This window comes from Paenibacillus sp. cl123 (genome assembly GCF_900101595.1).
GTDB lineage: Bacteria > Bacillota > Bacilli > Paenibacillales > NBRC-103111 > Paenibacillus_G.
On record NZ_FMYY01000024.1, the window covers coordinates 1 to 16,853 of the forward strand.

Below are 16,853 nucleotides of genomic sequence, written 5' to 3' on the forward strand. Positions count from 1 at the left end.
AGCAGAGGCTAAGCCGGAGCTTGCCTGAAAGTATAAATCCGAAAGCAGCCCGCCAACCCGAAGGCTTACTGTATCGGCATGACCACTGGAAATGGTACGTTCTTTTCTATCAGCATTCATAACGTCTGAAATAGAGGTGTTCACATGAAAGCGATGTTTTTTTCTTTACGATGCTCTATCGCCGCCGCATTATTGTTATTTGGTTTTCATGTTACAGATGGAGGAAGCCATACCGATCCGCCAGATGTTGAAGGGATATACACTGCTCTCATGATAATGGGTGGCAGTGATGACGGAAGCATGTCCGATCCGCCTGATGTCGAACGATTATTGTAATCTGATATGCAAGCAAACAGGGGGTAGTTCTAAAAGTCATCAGGTGATGACGATAGAACTGCCCCTGGCTTCTGTCGGAAACGCGTATTTGCAACCAATCATCAGATTCGCTTGAAATTCACAGTATATCTCACAGGTTCCAGTGTTAGTTGGGGCTCAGAATCGGGGTAGCTGTGCGATTTAGATTTTGTATGAGGAGTGCGAACTAATGTTTTATTTATGGCATCTTTGAAATAAAGATGTCTATATTCGGCCCGGCCGAGATCGAGTTCCGCGTGAATCAGTGTGTCGAAGAAAGGAGGACACTATGCAAATACGTTTATGGGATAACAATTTGAAAGTTCGTTTAATCGGTGACGGGCTGTTTAACATGCTGTTTTGGATGTACTTCCCGTTCATTACTGTCTATTTTGGTTCAGCAATGGGCAACCATATTGCCGGCCTGCTCATGACTGTCCCTCCTGTCTTCAGTATGCTCGGAAGCCTATTGGGAGGAGCACTAGCCGACCGTTTGGGACGTCGACCTGTGATGCTGACGGGCGCTTTGTTTCAGACCGTTATGTTCGCCCTGTTTGCGATTTCGACTTCCCATTGGATTGAATTCTTGGCATTTATCGGCCTTGGACTGGGAGGAGCTTTCTATAAGCCAGCAAGCTCAGCGATGGTGGCAGACCTCGTTCCTCCGCAGGACAGACGCCAGGTCTTCGCGACCTTTATGACAGCCAATAATATTGGGGCGGTGCTTGGACCTGCGCTTGGTGCCGTCTTCTTCTTTCATTATCGGGAAGGACTATTATGGACATGTACATTTGTCATGCTGCTATACTTCATCTGCATTTATTACCTCGTTCATGAAACATTACCTTTTTCGAACAAAAGTCTCAGTGGTTCCAATTCCATAACAGTCGTGTTTAAGCAACAATGGAAAGGCTACGGAATTATCTTCCGGGATAGAATATTTCTCGTTTATATCTTGGCAGGTATTTTCTCCCTCATCCCAATTATGCAACTCGACCTGTACATGCCGGTTTACGTAATTGATGAAGTTCCGGAGCAGACACTCTTTCCCTGGACCAGCCTTTCCCCAGTACTAGCTAGTACAGAAATATATGGATGGTTAGTAGGATTTAATGGACTGCTGTTCGTCCTGTTTATTCTGCCTGTAACGAAATGGTTTCAAAACTGGAAGGAGCGCGACATATTCATCTTATCCTCATTGCTTTCGGGGATAGGTACTTTCGCTATCGGGTTGAATTCGAACATTTGGTTTCTCTTCTTCATTACAATCATCTTTACCTTTGGCGAGATCTTTCGAACCCCGGTTACCCAAAGCTTCATTAGTCGTTATGCTCCAGAACATGCAAGGGGACAATATATGGGGATGGACAGCCTACAAAATACAATCAGTAAATTTCTGGCGCCGATGACTGTGTTCCTGTCGAATTGGGTACCACCAATGGGTATATTCAGTATTATCCTGATTCTTGCCTTAATCAGCATAGTGTTTTATGTTCAATTATTTAGACTGTTTGTAGAGCAACCTGAAGCAACGGGCAAAATAAATATTTGATATGCGTTAAATAGCCCACAGCGCGCCCAGCTGATCTAGACACAGCTAGCTGATGTTAGTTTTACCGGGGTAAGGACTACCATGCCGCCCCTTAGCCTAGCAGACAGACATTCAATCGCGCCGAGTCGGCGGAGATGGCATTCCGGGTAACGTGGCGGCGCGCGAAAGGTTCCCCCGACCGCCCGAAACATTTAGAACAATTAAGGCTAAGGAATACTACCCTATACAAAGAGGCTGGAACAAAATAATAATATTACGATACACGCACTAGTTTTTTCTTCGATCGCTTGATGGCCCCTCTGAGCCACACAAGTTGCAAAGGCCTTCAGCTTGGTGGCCGTCCTGGCCATCCACCACGTTCAGCAGGCGAGATGGCGTATGCCGGCAGCCGCCAATTTCTCGGGATTGCAAAGGGGGAGTGGTAGTGCTTTGCCGAAGTATTCGGCTCGTAGGCAGTCCGCGAGCTGACCGCTCATGATTGTGATTAATCTTGTTTTCTCCACAACAATCAAAAGTTCGGATTGGAAAAACACACAAATTTTCGAAGGTATTGCGGTAAAAGGCAGTTTGCTGCTACAAATAGAGATCTGCTATTTCAGCAGGCCAGGCCCATCCTCCGCTTAGACCGCCAGCAGCTCCTTGCGCAGCAGCGAGACCAGCTTCTCCGCCGCCGAGCTGAAGGAGCTGACGTTCTGCTTGCGCAGCATGCCGGTGACGAGTCCCGAATCCAGGTCGTGGATGTTTTTCAGAATTGTCCCCGGAGGCGACGGCGTGGCGGTAATGACCGGGACGACGGCGACCCCGAAGCCGGCTTGCACGTAATATTTGAGCGCCGCCATGTTGCCGATCTCCATGCCGGTGTAGGGGCTTCCGCCATTCTCCAGCAGGTAGCTTTCAAGCTTCTGCCGGTACGGACAGACGGAGGTCGTGATCAGGATATTCTCATGCTGCAGATCGCGCAGAAGCACCCGGTCCATGGCTGCCAGCCTGTGCGTATCCGGGACAAGCAGGGCGAGCCGTTCATCGAACAGAGGCTCGAAGGTATGCTCCAGTCCGGATTCGGGCGTGGAGCAGATCGCCAGATCGATGATGCCTTCATTCAGCATCTGGCTGAGAATGAACGTATTGCCGATCTGGATGCTGACCTTCAGCTTCGGATGCTGCTGAAGAAACGGGCCGAGAATATGGGGCAGCCTGTAGCTGGCCGTAGGTTCCATCACTCCGAGTCGCATATTCCCCGCCTCTCCCTGAATCAGCTCATTCATCGAGGCGTACAAATACTCGTAATCCTTGAGCAGCAGATCCGCATTCTGATGGAAGAGCCGTCCGGCCTCCGTCAGCTTCAGCTTTTTCCCCCTTTCCAGCAGCTTCACCCCGAGATCGTTCTCCAGCTTCTGAATATGCATCGTAACCGTGGACTGCCCGTACTGCAGCTCCTCTGCGGCACGTTGGAAGCTTCCGAGCCTGATAATCGTTTGGAAGGTTTTGATGGTGCGAATCTCCATATTCCAGCAATCCCCCTTTGTATGCATGCCTCCACCCGAAAATAAACGCCAATAATACAAGTATCATATCATAAATGTTTACTATTCCAAGTTGAATACTTGTTTTTATCGTTTTGAATTTATGTATCGCGCTAGACGAAGGTTCATAAAAAGTGAATAGTCGCTTCGTTTTTTTGAATTTTACAAACATTGAAACGTGAATTATGATGACTCCATACTCAACTAATTTGATAGGAATAATAAAAATTGCTCAGGAGGCGATGAGGATGGGACGTGCAAAACAAATAAAATTAGGCGCGATGATTCATGGTGTAGGCGGAGGCTGGGAAGATTGGCGGCATCCGAACGCCATTACGGACGCGAGTGTGAACTTTGAGTTTTACAAGCGCGAGGCGCAGACGGCCGAGGCCGCCAAGTTTGATTTCGCCTTTATCGCGGACAGCGTACATATTACGCCGAACTCCAGTCCCCATTATTTGAACCGGTTCGAACCGCTCACCATCTTGTCGGCGCTGGCAGCCGTGACAAGCCGCATCGGACTTGTCGGCACTCTGACGGTAAGCTATAGCGAGCCGTTCACGGTGGCCCGGCAGTTCGCATCGCTGGACCATATTAGCGGCGGGCGCGCCGGCTGGAATGTCGTCACCTCCTGGCTGTCGGGCAGCGCCAATAACTACAGCAAGGATGAGCACCCGTCGCATGAGAAGCGTTACCGGATCGCTCAGGAGCATGTGGATGTGGTGAAAGGCTTGTGGGATTCCTGGGAGGACGACGCCTTCGTACGGGATAAGTCGACCGGCGTCTTCTTCGATCCGGACAAACTGCATGCGCTGAATCATAAAGGCGAATTTTTCTCCGTGCAAGGCCCGCTCAACATTGCCCGCTCCAAGCAGGGGCAGCCCGTTATCTTCCAGGCGGGGACGTCGGAGGACGGCCGGAACTTTGCCGCCCGCAATGCGGATGCAATTTTCGTCGGTCATGAGTCGATCGAGGAGGCAAAGCTTTACTACCAGGACATCAAGCGCAGGGCCGTAGCGTTCGGCCGTTCGGCGGACGACATTTCCATTCTCCCCGGCATTCGACCGATTGTCGGCCGGACGGAGGAGGAAGCGGAGCGCAAATATCAGGAAACCGTCAATCTCGTATCGATCGAGAAAGCTATCGTGGCGCTGGGCCGGCCGTTTAATGATCATGACTTCTCCGTCTATCCGCTCGATGAGCCGTTCCCGGATCTGGGCGACTTGGGCGCCAACAGCCAGCAGGGCGGGTCGGAGAAGATCAAGCGCCTTGCAAAGGAGCATAACCTGACGCTGCGCCAGGTCGCTCTTCGCTTTGCTACGCCGAAGGGCAATTTCGCGGGCACGCCGGAGAAGGTGGCGGATACGATCCAGCGCTGGGTAGAGGAGGGGGCGTCCGACGGGTTTATCATCGGAGTCGGCATCCCCGGCGGGCTGCAGGACTTCACCGAGCTGGTCGTGCCGATTTTGCAGGAGCGGGGCTTGTTCCGCGAGGAGTATGAGAGCGACACGCTGCGCGGCCATCTTGGTCTGCAGGTGCCGGTGAACCGGTATACGGCAGCACGCGCAGAAGCGGTGGAGGCAGCGAACGCGGCTGCGGCTGCGGGCAGCTGAAACAGCTGGATCAGCTGGATCAGGCAGCGGCGCATCGACCGGAATGTCGTCGACTGCCAACCGGAGGTCAACCGGGCCGGGCCAACAGCCGCCGGTTCCCGGCTGCAGCCTGCAACGGGCCGGAGGCCGATTGTACCGACTAGCACACATCGTTCATCAAGGGAGGGTACGCATCTTATGAAGAAATCAATCATTCAAACCGCCGCCGCCGTGCTTGCGATCTCGCTCCTGCTGGCCGGCTGCGCCGACCGGGCGGACCAGAGGAACGCCGGAGCCGTCTCGGCGGACGGCAAACCGGAGGCGCAGGCCGTTACGCCGGGAGGCGAGCTCATCTGGGCGCTTGGCGGAGTCGTGACCAGCGACAATCTCGATGCGCACAAAGCCGGCAACGCCCAGAACGGGCGCGTCATGCGCTCGCTGTATGACAGCCTGGTCGTCGAGCTGCCGGACTATACGATCAAACCGTGGCTCGCCACGTCATGGAAGCTGTCGGACGACAAGAAGAGCTATACCTTCGAGCTGCGCAACGATGTCAAGTTCCATGACGGCACGCCGTTTAATGCCGAAGCGGTCAAGTTCAACTTCGACCGGATCAAGGACCCCGCCACGAAGGCTTCGATCTCGCTGACCGAGATCGGACCTTATGTGTCGACGGAAGTGCTGGGCGAATATACGGTCCGAATTAACTTCTCCAGTCCGTTCGCGCCGTTCCTCAGCAATGCAGCCAAGGTGGACCTGGGCTTCGTCTCGCCGACCGCCGTCCGGAAGTACGGCGACCGTTATCCGCAGAACCCGGTCGGCACCGGTCCGTTCAAGCTCGTCAAGCTGACGCCGGGAGCGCAGGTCGACTTCGAGAAAAACCCGGACTATAACTGGGCGCCCGCAGGGGCCGGCCATCAGGGGCCTGCGTATCTCGACAAGCTGACGGTCAAGTACGTGAACGAGGAGGCGACCCGGGTCAGCGTGCTGCAGAGCAAGCAGGTGCATGTCGCCGATATTATTCCGCCGCAAAATTTGCTGGCCTTCAAGTCGGATAAAAACTTCAACGTTCAGCAAACCGAGCTGCTGCAGGCGAACCATACGTATTACTTCAATCTGCAGAAGGAGCCCTGGAACGACCTGAACGTCCGCAAGGCGGTGCGGGCCGCCCTCGATCTGGAGACAGCGGTCAAAACCGTCTACCTGGGCACCTCGAAGCAGGCGTGGGCGCCGCTATCGACCAAGCATTACGCCTATACGCCATCGCTGGAAAATTCATGGAAGTATGATTTGAAATATGCGAACGACACACTGGAGCAGCTCGGCTGGATCAAGGGCGGCGACGGCTACCGCGAGAAAAACGGCAAGCGGCTGACGATCGAGTTCATCGATACGCAGGGCAACCGCGAGAAGCGGCTTGATCTGAATGCGGTGATGACCCAGCAGCTGAAGCAGGCGGGCATCGAGCTGAAGCTGGTCAATCTGCCGGCGGGCACCTATTCGGAGAGAAGGCTGAAGCGCGAATACGACTTCGTAGCGGCCAGCCAGTTCTCCGGCGACGCCAGCGTGCTGCGCCAGCTGTATTCGACCAAGGGCACCTCGGGCAAGGACAACATCGCCTCTACCCAGGACCCGCAGCTGGAGCAGTGGCTGGAGGAAGCGCTGGTCGAAACCGACCCGGCCAAGAATAAGGAGATTTATAAGAAGGTTCAAGAGCACATCATTGAAAATGTGTATACGATCCCGACTTATGTATTCGACTATACGGTGGCGTCGGTCAAGGAGGTCCGCGGCATCACCTTCGATTATCCCGCTTGGCCTGTATTTTACGACGCCTGGATACAGAAATAACTAGCGGAAGGAGTGCCGGGCATGGTGAATTACATGGTAAAAAGACTGATCGCGTCCATCCCGGTCATCCTGGGGTCGCTGACGCTCGTATTCCTGATCATTCACTGGCTGCCGGGCGACCCTGCGGAGATGCTGGCCGGAGACGATGCGGCCACGGATCGCGTGGAATATTTGCGTAAGGAATTTGGTCTGGACCGGCCCTTATGGGAGCAATATGTCACTTATCTGTGGAATAGCGTCCGGGGCGATTTCGGCCTGTCGTTCGCCAATAGCCAGCCCGTGCTGGAGAGGCTGCTGGAGCAGCTGCCGGCGACGCTGAATCTGGCGATAGTCAGCACGTTGTTCGCCGTTGCGCTGGGCGTCGCACTAGGCATCCTGTCAGCCGTCTACCGCAATCGCGTTCTCGACTACATCATTCGGGTCACGACGCTGTTCGGCGTGTCGATGCCCAAGTTCTGGCTCGGCATCCTGCTGATCCTGATCTTCTCCGTGCATCTGCAGTGGCTGCCCGCGATCGGCAACGGCAGCTTCAAGCAGCTCATACTCCCGTCGCTCGCGCTCGGGCTAACCGGCGCGGGAATGCTGGCCCGGATGGTGCGGAACAGCGTGCTGGAGGTGATCGGCGAGCCGTTCGTGCTGACGCTGCGGGCGAAGGGACTGTCGGAGCGCGGAGTGCTCTACAAGCATGTGCTGCGCAATGCGCTGCTGCCCTCCATCACGATCATCGGGCTGTTGTTCGCGGGTATGCTGGAGGGAGCTGTCGTGACAGAGACCGTCTTCTCCCGGCAAGGGCTGGGCAAGATGGTCGTCGATGCGATCAATCAGAAGGATATTCCCGTGATTCAGGCTTCTATACTGATTATCGGCGTATTTAACGTCGTGACCAACCTGCTGGTCGATCTCTCGTATTCGTACGTCGATCCGCGCATTCGCCGCTCGGGGTGAAGGTTGGATAAGAGCCGCAAACCACATACAGCCGTCCAATAGCGAAAGGAGGACTAGAACATGCTGCTGCACTCCGTATCCACGGAAACGGTGCTGCCCGGCTCGGTCCGGCGGAAAAACAAGCCCCGGGTAAGGGTGGCGCCGATTGCGTTTTCGAAAATTTATCTGAGCTTGTCCGTATCCCTGCTCGCGTTCCTGCTGGCCTGCGCTATTGCTCCGGGATGGATCGCGCCTTACGAGCCTACGGATATGATGACCGACAAGCTGCTGCAGGCGCCGAGCATGGCGCATTGGCTCGGGACGGACCAATTCGGCCGCGATATCTGGTCGCTTGTCATCTACGGCAGCCGGCAGTCTCTCGCTATGGGCATCGTCTCTGCGGTGATCGGCGGAGTGGCCGGCACGGTGATCGGGCTGATCGCCGGCTACTGGGGAGGCGTGGTGGATTCCATTTTCATGCGGCTGAACGATATTCTGATGACGATTCCCGGCATTCTGCTCGCCATCGCGATATCGGTGGCGCTCGGTCCGAGCTTCTTCAATGTCATTTTGGCGATCAGCATCGCCACGATCCCGAGCAAGGCAAGGGTCATCCGCAGCCAGGTTATGACGATCCGCAGCCGCCCCTTCATCGATGCGGCCCGTTCGGTCGGCACCTCGCATCTGGAAATTATGCTGCGGCATATTTTACCGAACTGCTACTCTCCGCTGCTCGTGATGGTCACAATCGGCGTGGGCAGCTCGATTCTCGTCGGCACGGGACTTAGCTTCCTCGGCTTGGGCGTCGTGCAGGAAATTCCCGATTGGGGTTATATGCTCTCGCAGGGACGCAATTATATGACGGTGGCCTGGTGGGTGGCGGCCTTCCCGGGTCTTGCAATCACGCTGCTGGTCGTAGCGGTCAATCTGCTCGGAGATGAGATCCGGGATAAGCTCGATCCGAAGACGGCGGCTCGCTGACGCTAAAGCTGAAGCCACGGCAAGCCGCGGCCTGACGGAGCGCCAATTATGCAATAAGGAGGGATACAGATGAAGCAGCTGCTGGATGTCCGGGAGCTTTCCGTCGATTTCAGTACGCCGGACGGCTCGCTGAATGCCATAAACAAAATCGATCTGCAGATCGGCAAAGGCGAGATCGTATGTCTGGTCGGGGAGTCGGGCAGCGGGAAGACGATCACCTCCAAGGCGATTATGCGGCTGACCGATTACGAAAACGGCCATATCACCCATGGCGAGATTACGCTGGACGGGACCCGTCTGACCAAGCTGCCGGCGGGCGAGTGGAGCGGGCTGCGCGGAAAACGGATATCGATGGTGTTCCAAGAGCCGATGACGGCGCTCGATCCCGTCTTCACCATCGGCTCGCAGATTACGGAGGTCATCCTGCGGCATGAGCCCGTGACCAAGGCGCAGGCGAACGCGGAGGCGGTGTCGCTGCTGCGGCGGGTCGGCATCCCCGAGCCGGAAATTCGGGCGAAGCAGTATCCGTACGAGCTGTCCGGCGGTATGCGCCAACGGGCCATGATCGCGATGGCGCTCGCCTGCAGGCCGGAGCTGCTGATCGCCGACGAACCGACGACGGCGCTGGACGTGACGATACAAGCGCAGATACTCGCTCTGCTGCGGGAGCTGAAGGAAGAATTGAATATGTCGATCCTGCTGATCACTCATGATTTGGGCATCGCGGCCGAGATGGCCGACCGGATCGTCGTCATGTATGCGGGCAAGGTGGTCGAGCAGGCGAACGTCCGGCAATTGTTCGACAATCCGGCCCATCCGTACACGCAGGGGCTGCTTCACTCCATCGTCACGCTGGATCAGGTGCGCGGACATCGGCTGTACACGATCCGGGGCTCGATCCCGAGCTTGTCCGACCTGCCCTCCGGCTGCCGGTTTCATCCCCGCTGCCCTTATGCCACGGACCGCTGCCGGGCCGAGGATCCGCCGCTGCGCGAGCTGCATGGGCGCGAGGTCGCATGCTGGCATGCGGAGCGGCTGGATCATGCGGCCGCCGAGGTGTTCGGCAGCACGCTGGATGAGGCGGCTGGGATTGGTGGAGCCGCCGGAGGTGCTGGACATGGCGGAGGCCCCAAAGCAGCCCGGGGCTTGGAAGCAGCGGGGAAGGCCGGGCTTTCTTCCTTTGCCGGGGCTGCCAATGGAGAAAGCGCCGCGACCCGTACGGCCGAAGCGCCGGGGCAGGCGCTGCTGCAGGTGCAAGGGGTCAAGAAATATTTCCCGATTCAGCGGGGATTGCTCCAGCGCGGCAAGGGGGCGATCCGGGCCGTGGACGATGTGACCTTCGATATCCGCAAGGGCGAGACGTTCGGCTTGGTCGGCGAGTCGGGCTGCGGCAAGTCGACGCTCGGACGCGTGCTGCTCCAGCTGGAGAAGGCGACCGCGGGTCGCGTCGTCTTCGAGGGCCGGGACCTGCTGGCCCGGGGCGGCCGCCGGACGAAGGAGCTGCGGCGGGATATGCAGATTGTTTTCCAGGACCCGTACGGCTCCATCAATCCGCGCTGGAAGGTCGGCGACATTATCGGCGAGCCGTTCTGGGTGCATGAATCGCTGCGTGGCGCGGCCAAGCGCGAGAAGGTGCAGCAGGTGATGCAGCTCGTCGGATTGAACCCGTCATGGTATGAACGGTATCCGCACGAGTTCTCGGGCGGCCAGCGCCAGCGGATCGGCATCGCCAGGGCCATCGCTTTGAGTCCGAAGTTTGTGCTGGCGGACGAAGCGGTGTCGGCGCTGGACGTCTCGGTGCAGTCCCAGGTCGTGAATCTGATGCAGGAACTCCAGCAGCAGCTTCAGCTGACCTATCTGTTTATCGCGCATGGTCTGAACATTGTGCGCTACATCTCGGACCGGATCGGCGTCATGTATCTCGGCAAGCTGGTCGAGGTGGCGCCTACGGATGAGTTGTTCCGCCATCCGGCCCATCACTACACGCATGCGCTGCTATCCGCCATCCCCGTGCCGGACCCGAATAGGCGCAAAGTGTATGCGCCGCTGCAGGGAGAGATGCCGTCGCCGGCCAATCCGCCCTCCGGCTGCCGGTTCCATACGCGCTGCCCGGCAGCGACGGCGCTGTGCAGGGAATCGGCTCCGGAGCTTGCGAGCGTCGGTCCCGGACATTGGGCCGCATGTCATTATCCCGTATAGGAAGCAGGAGTATATCACATGAGCCAACATATGCATTTAGGACTTTTCGTTGCCGCAGGCGGTCATCATGCCGGAGGCTGGCGGCACCGGGACGCCGTGACGGGCAGCTCGCTCGACCTGGATTTTTACGCCCGAATCGCCCGGCAGGCGGAGCGGGCCAAGCTGGATATGCTGTTTATCGCCGACAAGCTGGCCATTGACGACAACTACGGAGGCAGCTTCGATCTGACGGTTACCCACCGGCCGACGCTGTCGGCGGAGCCGCTGACGCTGATCTCGGCGCTTGGCGCGGTTACGACCCATATCGGTCTGGCGGCTACGGCCTCTACGACCTACCACGAGCCGTATCATATCGCCCGGATGTTTGCGACGCTGGACCACCTTAGCAAAGGACGCGTGGCCTGGAATGTCGTGACGTCGACGAGCGACGCCGAGGCGCGCAATTTCGGCAAAACGGAGCATCTCGACCATGCGACCCGCTATGAGCGGGCGGAGGAATTTATCGAGGTTGTCCGCGCGCTGTGGGATAGCTGGGAGGCGGATGCGCTCGTGCTGGATAAGGAGCGGGGCGTGTTCGCGGACAAGCGGAAAATTCATTATGTGCATCACCGCGGGCCGTGGTTTGACGTGAAGGGGCCGCTGAATGTGCAGCGCTCTCCCCAAGGGCATCCGGTGCTGATCCAGGCCGGCTCGTCGGAGACGTTTCGGGAGCTGGCGGCGCGGCATGCGGAGCTGATCTTCACCGCGCAGCCGAATATCGCTTCGGCGCAGAGCTTTTACCGGGACTTCAAGTCCCGGGTGGTCAAGCGCGGGCGGTCGCTTAGCGACGTGAGCATTTTGCCCGGCACCATGCTGATCGTCGGTTCGACGGAGCGTGAGGCGCAGGAGAAGGAGCTGTACCTGCAGTCGCTGATCGATACGAATACGGGGCTGGCCTTTATGTCGGGGAGCATGAATTATGATTTGTCCCGGCATGATCCGAATGCGCCGTTTCCGGATATCGAAAGCGAGATCCGGGGCAGCCGGGGACGATTTCAGTTCGTGTTCCGCAAGGCGAGAGAGGAGGGGCTGACTTTGGCGCAGACGGCCAGATGGTATATCCAGAGCCGGTCGCATCACATCGTGACCGGTACGCCGGATGCGATCGCCGACCGCCTGACGGAATGGTTCCGGGCTGAAGCATGCGACGGCTTCAATCTGATGGCGCCTTATATGCCGGGCGGGCTGGACGATATATGCGAACGGGTCGTGCCGGAGCTGCAGAACCGGGGCGTCTTCCGCTCCGAGTATACGGCGAGCACGCTGCGCGGGCATTTCGGACTGGGGCAGCCGGCCAACCGGTTCGCCGCCGGAGAGAATGAGCAGGAGGCGGGGTTCGCACTGGCCGAGGGGCGTGAGCGGCTATGAGCGGGGAAGCGGCCCCTGTCTCCAAAGTCTTGTCTCTGCCGGAAGCCGTCGGGCGGATACGGGACGGAGACAGGGTTGCGATCAGCGGCAACATGGAGATGTCGCCGATGGCCTTGATCCGCGAGCTGATCCGCTCCGACAGGCGCGGTTTGTCCTTGATCTGCGCGGGCGCCGCGGCGGTCAATGCCGATCTGCTGATCGGCTCCGGCCTCGCGGATTCGGTAGAGTTCTCGCAGATTGCGCTGGGGGAATTCGGCTTCGCTCCGAACTTCCGCCGGGCGTTCGAGCAGGGGAAGGCGAGGGCGAGGGAGCATGCGTGCCCGTCGCTGGCCGCAGCGCTCCAGGCGGGAGCGATGGGCATTCCGTTCATTCCGGTGCGCGGCTTGCTCGGCACGGATTATATGGCAGTCCGCGACGATTTCCGCGTGCTGGCCAATCCTTATGACGTACGGGAGGAGATCGCTATCGTCCCGGCGCTGCGACCCGATGTGGCGCTGCTGCATGGCTACAAGGCGGATCGGCTTGGCAATGTAGTCGCCAGCCCGTCTCAGAACAATCGCCTGCTGGCCCAGGCTTCCGCTTTCACGATCGTTTCGGTGGAGGAGCTTGTCCCGCCGGAAGAGCTTCGTGCTGTTCCGGGTTCGTTCATTCCTTCCGTCTATGTGGGAGCCGTTGTCGTCGCACCGGGCGGGGCTTGGCCGACGGCTTGTCCGGGCAGCTACGGGATCGACGAGGAGCATATGCGTTTGTATATGGAGGCCGCCCGGTCGGAAGCGGCATTCGACGCTTATTTGAGCCGTTATGTCCGGGAAGCTGCGGAGGGAAATAAGCTTCAGGATGGCAGCGCGCCGGAGTCAGCCGGTTTGTCGAACGAAAGTCAAGCCTCCTGGCAAGGGCTGAAGGAGGCGGGCCGATGACGAGCCGGACCGTATACAGCCGGGAGGAATGGCTGATCTGCCTGCTCGCTCGTCAGCTGCGCAGCGGCGAGACGATAGGCGTAGGCAATCAATCCCCGGTCCCGGCAGCCGCAGCGCTGCTGGCTCAGGAGCTGCATGCGCCGGGGTCGACGGCTTATATTCTGGGGCAGCCGGATTGGCCGTTTGAAGGGACAGAGGAGTTTTTCGCTTATATGCAGCGCGGAGGCATCGACGTGTTCTTCCTGAGCGGCGCGCAGATTGACGCTTACGGCAATATTAATCTGCATGCGATCGGCGGCTACGGCCGGCCGAAGGTTCGGCTGCCTGGCGGCGCCGGCTCAGGCGTTGTGAATTATGTTTGCCGCCGCATCCTGCTGTTCAAGACGGACCACGGGCCGAAGGGCTTTCCGGAGAAGCTGGACTTTGTCAGCTCCGCCGCTTATTCGGCTCCGCAAGTGTTTCGGCGCGGGCGGGTAGAGGGGGTGTTCACTCCTTTGGGCGTGCTAAGGCCGCTCTGGATGGAAGGCGTTTCGCAGGGGATCGGGCAGGGAGAGGACGGAAAGCCGAACGGAGAAGGAAGAACCGGCGAGGCGGACGGCATTGCCAAAGAAGGTTGCATTGGCGAGGCAGGAGACATTGCCGAAGACGGCGGCGCTTCTGAAGAAGACGGCATGGACGGGGACACGGTTGTGCAGCGGCGAAAGCACAGGCTGCGTCTTGCCGCCGTTGCGCCCGGTGTTACGCCCGCCGACGTTCAGGCGCAGACCGGGTTCGATCTGGGGCTAGGCCCTTGGCGCAGCGTGTGGGCAAGGGCGGCTGACACGGCCGCTGCAGCTGGGGCAAGTGTAGCTGAACGCGGGCAAGCTGCGGAGGAAGGCAAGGCAGCCTTAGAGGGATGGACCGCCTCTGCGGCAAGAGGCAGTGAGACGGGATGTGCGGATGCGGAAGAGCGGAGTGCGTCCCAAACCAGAGAAATGGCGCTAGAAAAGCTGGCGCTCCCTGTCGTCGAGCAGCTGGAGCCGCCGACCGAGCTGGAGCTGACAATACTGCGGACGGCGGTACGCGCGAAGCTGGAGCGGATATATCCGTTATTTGCCAGGCAGTCGCTGGGGTGAGCAATATCAGTTTCAATGTGCTGACACCGACTATTCCTATAGAAAGAAGGGATAAAATGAGTCATTCCTATGGATTCAAGCAGCTGGAGCGAGATATCGGAGTTATTCTTCAGGAAACCTCGGATCACAAGGCGATTATTGACAAGGTCAAGCCTTTGCTGGAGCAGTTGCTGCAGAACAAAAACCTCATTCCGGCGCCGTATCGAACGCCCCGGCCTGACAAATATGCGCAATATCTGCTTTACAAGCCGGATGATGAAGCTTTCTCGGTCATTGCCTTCGTCTGGGGGCCCGGACAGGTTGCGCCGGTTCACGATCATCTCGTCTGGGGGCTGGTGGGGCTGTACGAGGGGGCTGTGGTGGAAAAGCGTTACCGCCGGGAGGATCGGGGACAGTCTGCCGAGCCGCGGTATGCGATTCGGGAAGTCGGAGAAGTGACTGCGCGCCGCGGAGATATTTCATATGTGTATCCGCCCGATCATGATATTCACGGGGTGTCCAACCCGTTCGGGGAACCGGCGATCACTTTGCATATTTACGGCGCCGATATCGGCAAGCAGCCTCGGCATATCCACGATGTGGCGACCGGCAATTATCGGGATATCATTACCCGGCACGATAACGAGGCGCCGGTGTACAGCTCGCATACGGCCGCGTCGTCATAAGCCAAACCAGTTACTTTATAGGAAGGCAATCCGGAAGGAAAGGGGCGAAGCCACGATGTCACAAACGAAGCAAGGACCTCTTGCGGGCATCAAAGTGCTGGAATTCGGACAAATTGCGGCCGGACCGTTCGCCGGCATGCTGTTCGCCGATCTGGGAGCGGATGTGGTTAAAGTGGAGCGGCCGGATGTCGGAGATGGGATGCGGGAGTGGCCGCCATTTATCGCCAATGCGGAGGGAGAGACGTTCAGCTCCAACTTCAGCTCGCTCAACCGCAACAAACGCAGTATCGCCGTAGATTTCAAGTCGCCGGAGCAGCTCGCCAGGCTGCAGGAGCTGTGTGCCCGAGCCGATGTCATCATCGAGAATTACCGGCCCGGCGTGCTAGCCAAGTTCGGTCTCGGATACGAAGCGTTAGCCGGGCGGAATCCCAAGCTGGTGTACGGCTCGATCACCGGCTATGGGCAGGAAGGGCCTTATGCGCATAAGGGAGCGTTCGATGTGACGATCCAGGCGATCAGCGGTCTGATGAGCGTGACCGGGGAGGAGGAAGGCGATCCGGTAAAATGCGGCGTCCCGGTGGCCGACTTCACGGCCGGCCTATATGCGGCCTACACGGTTGTAGCCGCGGTGCTGGCGGCGGAGCGTACGGGCCGGGGCGCCTACATCGACTGCTCGATGCTGGGCAGCGTGCTCGGCATATCGGCTCTGCAGACGAGCGAATATTATGGCAATCAAGCTGCGCCAAAGCGGCTGGGCAGCGCGCATCCCCGCAATGCTCCGTACCAGGGCTACCGGGGCAGCGACCAGCCGTTCGTCATCGCCGCAGGCAACGACAAGCTGTGGCGCGAAGTATGCGAAGCGGTAGGCCGGCCTGAGCTGGCGGCGGACCCGCGCTTCGCCACGCAAACGCTGCGGGCGCGGCATCAGAAGGAGCTGGCAGCGCTGCTGCAGCGAACCTTCTTTACACGGACGGCCGCCCAGTGGCTGGAAGAATTCGACCGGCGAGGCGTGCCGTGCGCGCCGATCAATACGTTCGCGGATATTCTGAACGACCGGGCCGTCGCTGAGAGCGGACTGCTGCATAAGCTGGAGCTTCCGAACGGAGCGGCGACAACAACGGTCGGATACCCGGTGAAGCTGTCGGGCTACGAGTTCGGCATTTACCGCCAGCCGCCGCGGAAGGGGCAGCATACGAACGAATTATTTGAAGAATGGGGAGTCGGCCATTATGAGCGAAACAACGCTTCGATCCGTTAACGGTCAAGCTGCGGTTAGCGAATATCGTGGAACGTCAGATCAGATAAAACAAAGCATTGCGGGGCTCAGCGACCGGCAGCTGGCGTGGAAGCCCGCTCAGGACAAATGGAGCGTGAAGGAAATCATCGCCCATCTCGTGGATTCCAGCCTGGTGCATGCGGTTCGCATCCGCAAGATCGCAGCGGAGAGCGAGCCGCCGTTTCTTTTGTACGACCAGGACGCCTGGGTGCGCTCTTCCCGCTCCAATGAAGCTTCGCTGCCCGGTTTATTGGCGGCCTTCGACGCCGTGCTGGCCTGCAACCTGCTCTGGTATGAGCGGCTGGACGCCCGGGATTGGGAACGCGCCGGCCTCAATAACGGCAAGGAAGTGACAATAGCGGATTTATTCCACGGCTTCATCCGGCATGTGACGATTCATCTGGCGCAAATTGAACGAACGAAGGCAGCATACGGGGAGCGCAGCGGCGGGAAGGATGGTTCATAAGTAAAATTTCCCTTGCCCTTCATCTTCCAAT

Annotated in this window: 14 protein-coding genes; 13 read left to right on the plus strand and 1 reads right to left on the minus strand. The window is 58.3% G+C overall.

The window, feature by feature from the left end:
• The first annotated feature begins 144 nt into the window (after positions 1–144).
• Both BLR08_RS30845 and BLR08_RS25345 read left to right on the plus strand, forming a co-directional pair.
• Entirely contained in the window at positions 145–336 is a 192-nt protein-coding gene (locus BLR08_RS30845; protein ID WP_143014460.1) for a hypothetical protein, read from the plus strand.
• Between the two features lie 307 nt (positions 337–643).
• Positions 644–1,906 (plus strand): MDR family MFS transporter, encoded by a 1,263-nt coding sequence (locus BLR08_RS25345; RefSeq protein WP_072336946.1) that lies wholly within the window; start codon positions 644–646, stop codon positions 1,904–1,906.
• A 620-nt stretch (positions 1,907–2,526) separates the two neighbouring features.
• On the opposite strand, the gene BLR08_RS25350 is transcribed toward BLR08_RS25345, so the two are convergent.
• Positions 2,527–3,411, minus strand: a complete 885-nt coding sequence (locus BLR08_RS25350; RefSeq protein WP_072336944.1) for a LysR family transcriptional regulator — start codon at positions 3,409–3,411, stop codon at positions 2,527–2,529.
• Between the two features lie 266 nt (positions 3,412–3,677).
• Between BLR08_RS25350 and BLR08_RS25355 the strand changes: the two genes are divergently transcribed.
• From BLR08_RS25355 to BLR08_RS25405, 11 genes are all read left to right on the plus strand, one after another.
• On the plus strand, positions 3,678–5,042 hold the full coding sequence (locus BLR08_RS25355; RefSeq protein ID WP_072336942.1) for an LLM class flavin-dependent oxidoreductase: 1,365 nt from the start codon (positions 3,678–3,680) through the stop codon (positions 5,040–5,042).
• Positions 5,043–5,219: 177 nt separating this feature from the next.
• Positions 5,220–6,872, plus strand: coding sequence for an ABC transporter substrate-binding protein (locus tag BLR08_RS25360; protein ID WP_072336940.1), 1,653 nt, complete (start codon positions 5,220–5,222; stop codon positions 6,870–6,872).
• A 21-nt stretch (positions 6,873–6,893) separates the two neighbouring features.
• On the plus strand, positions 6,894–7,817 hold the full coding sequence (locus BLR08_RS25365) for an ABC transporter permease (protein ID WP_072336938.1): 924 nt from the start codon (positions 6,894–6,896) through the stop codon (positions 7,815–7,817).
• Positions 7,818–7,877: 60 nt separating this feature from the next.
• Entirely contained in the window at positions 7,878–8,777 is a 900-nt protein-coding gene (locus tag BLR08_RS25370; RefSeq protein ID WP_072336936.1) for an ABC transporter permease, read from the plus strand.
• Positions 8,778–8,846: 69 nt separating this feature from the next.
• On the plus strand, positions 8,847–10,976 hold the full coding sequence (locus BLR08_RS25375) for an ABC transporter ATP-binding protein (protein ID WP_072336934.1): 2,130 nt from the start codon (positions 8,847–8,849) through the stop codon (positions 10,974–10,976).
• Positions 10,977–10,994: 18 nt separating this feature from the next.
• Entirely contained in the window at positions 10,995–12,383 is a 1,389-nt protein-coding gene (locus tag BLR08_RS25380; RefSeq protein WP_072336932.1) for an LLM class flavin-dependent oxidoreductase, read from the plus strand.
• A complete protein-coding gene (locus tag BLR08_RS25385) occupies positions 12,380–13,300 on the plus strand; it encodes a CoA transferase subunit A (protein ID WP_072336930.1) in 921 nt (306 codons plus the stop codon). The genes BLR08_RS25380 and BLR08_RS25385 overlap by 4 nt, the downstream gene beginning before the upstream one ends.
• On the plus strand, positions 13,297–14,415 hold the full coding sequence (locus BLR08_RS25390) for a CoA-transferase (protein WP_072336928.1): 1,119 nt from the start codon (positions 13,297–13,299) through the stop codon (positions 14,413–14,415). Before BLR08_RS25385 ends, BLR08_RS25390 begins: the two co-directional genes overlap by 4 nt.
• 56 nt (positions 14,416–14,471) lie before the next feature.
• Positions 14,472–15,080, plus strand: a complete 609-nt coding sequence (locus tag BLR08_RS25395) for a cysteine dioxygenase family protein (RefSeq protein ID WP_072336926.1) — start codon at positions 14,472–14,474, stop codon at positions 15,078–15,080.
• Positions 15,081–15,135: 55 nt separating this feature from the next.
• Positions 15,136–16,338, plus strand: a complete 1,203-nt coding sequence (locus BLR08_RS25400) for a CaiB/BaiF CoA transferase family protein (protein WP_072336924.1) — start codon at positions 15,136–15,138, stop codon at positions 16,336–16,338.
• On the plus strand, positions 16,310–16,822 hold the full coding sequence (locus BLR08_RS25405; protein ID WP_072336922.1) for a DinB family protein: 513 nt from the start codon (positions 16,310–16,312) through the stop codon (positions 16,820–16,822). The genes BLR08_RS25400 and BLR08_RS25405 overlap by 29 nt, the downstream gene beginning before the upstream one ends.
• The last annotated feature ends 31 nt before the right edge of the window (positions 16,823–16,853 follow it).

What these genes read in the sequence shown, in the direction of transcription:
- BLR08_RS30845 (WP_143014460.1), top strand. Translation starts at nt 145, where the DNA reads ATGAAAGCGATGTTTTTTTCTTTACGATGCTCTATCGCCGCCGCATTA.
- BLR08_RS25345 (WP_072336946.1), top strand. Translation starts at nt 644, where the DNA reads ATGCAAATACGTTTATGGGATAACAATTTGAAAGTTCGTTTAATCGGT.
- BLR08_RS25350 (WP_072336944.1), bottom strand. Translation starts at nt 3,411, where the DNA reads ATGGAGATTCGCACCATCAAAACCTTCCAAACGATTATCAGGCTCGGA.
- BLR08_RS25355 (WP_072336942.1), top strand. Translation starts at nt 3,678, where the DNA reads ATGGGACGTGCAAAACAAATAAAATTAGGCGCGATGATTCATGGTGTA.
- BLR08_RS25360 (WP_072336940.1), top strand. Translation starts at nt 5,220, where the DNA reads ATGAAGAAATCAATCATTCAAACCGCCGCCGCCGTGCTTGCGATCTCG.
- BLR08_RS25365 (WP_072336938.1), top strand. Translation starts at nt 6,894, where the DNA reads ATGGTGAATTACATGGTAAAAAGACTGATCGCGTCCATCCCGGTCATC.
- BLR08_RS25370 (WP_072336936.1), top strand. Translation starts at nt 7,878, where the DNA reads ATGCTGCTGCACTCCGTATCCACGGAAACGGTGCTGCCCGGCTCGGTC.
- BLR08_RS25375 (WP_072336934.1), top strand. Translation starts at nt 8,847, where the DNA reads ATGAAGCAGCTGCTGGATGTCCGGGAGCTTTCCGTCGATTTCAGTACG.
- BLR08_RS25380 (WP_072336932.1), top strand. Translation starts at nt 10,995, where the DNA reads ATGAGCCAACATATGCATTTAGGACTTTTCGTTGCCGCAGGCGGTCAT.
- BLR08_RS25385 (WP_072336930.1), top strand. Translation starts at nt 12,380, where the DNA reads ATGAGCGGGGAAGCGGCCCCTGTCTCCAAAGTCTTGTCTCTGCCGGAA.
- BLR08_RS25390 (WP_072336928.1), top strand. Translation starts at nt 13,297, where the DNA reads ATGACGAGCCGGACCGTATACAGCCGGGAGGAATGGCTGATCTGCCTG.
- BLR08_RS25395 (WP_072336926.1), top strand. Translation starts at nt 14,472, where the DNA reads ATGAGTCATTCCTATGGATTCAAGCAGCTGGAGCGAGATATCGGAGTT.
- BLR08_RS25400 (WP_072336924.1), top strand. Translation starts at nt 15,136, where the DNA reads ATGTCACAAACGAAGCAAGGACCTCTTGCGGGCATCAAAGTGCTGGAA.
- BLR08_RS25405 (WP_072336922.1), top strand. Translation starts at nt 16,310, where the DNA reads ATGAGCGAAACAACGCTTCGATCCGTTAACGGTCAAGCTGCGGTTAGC.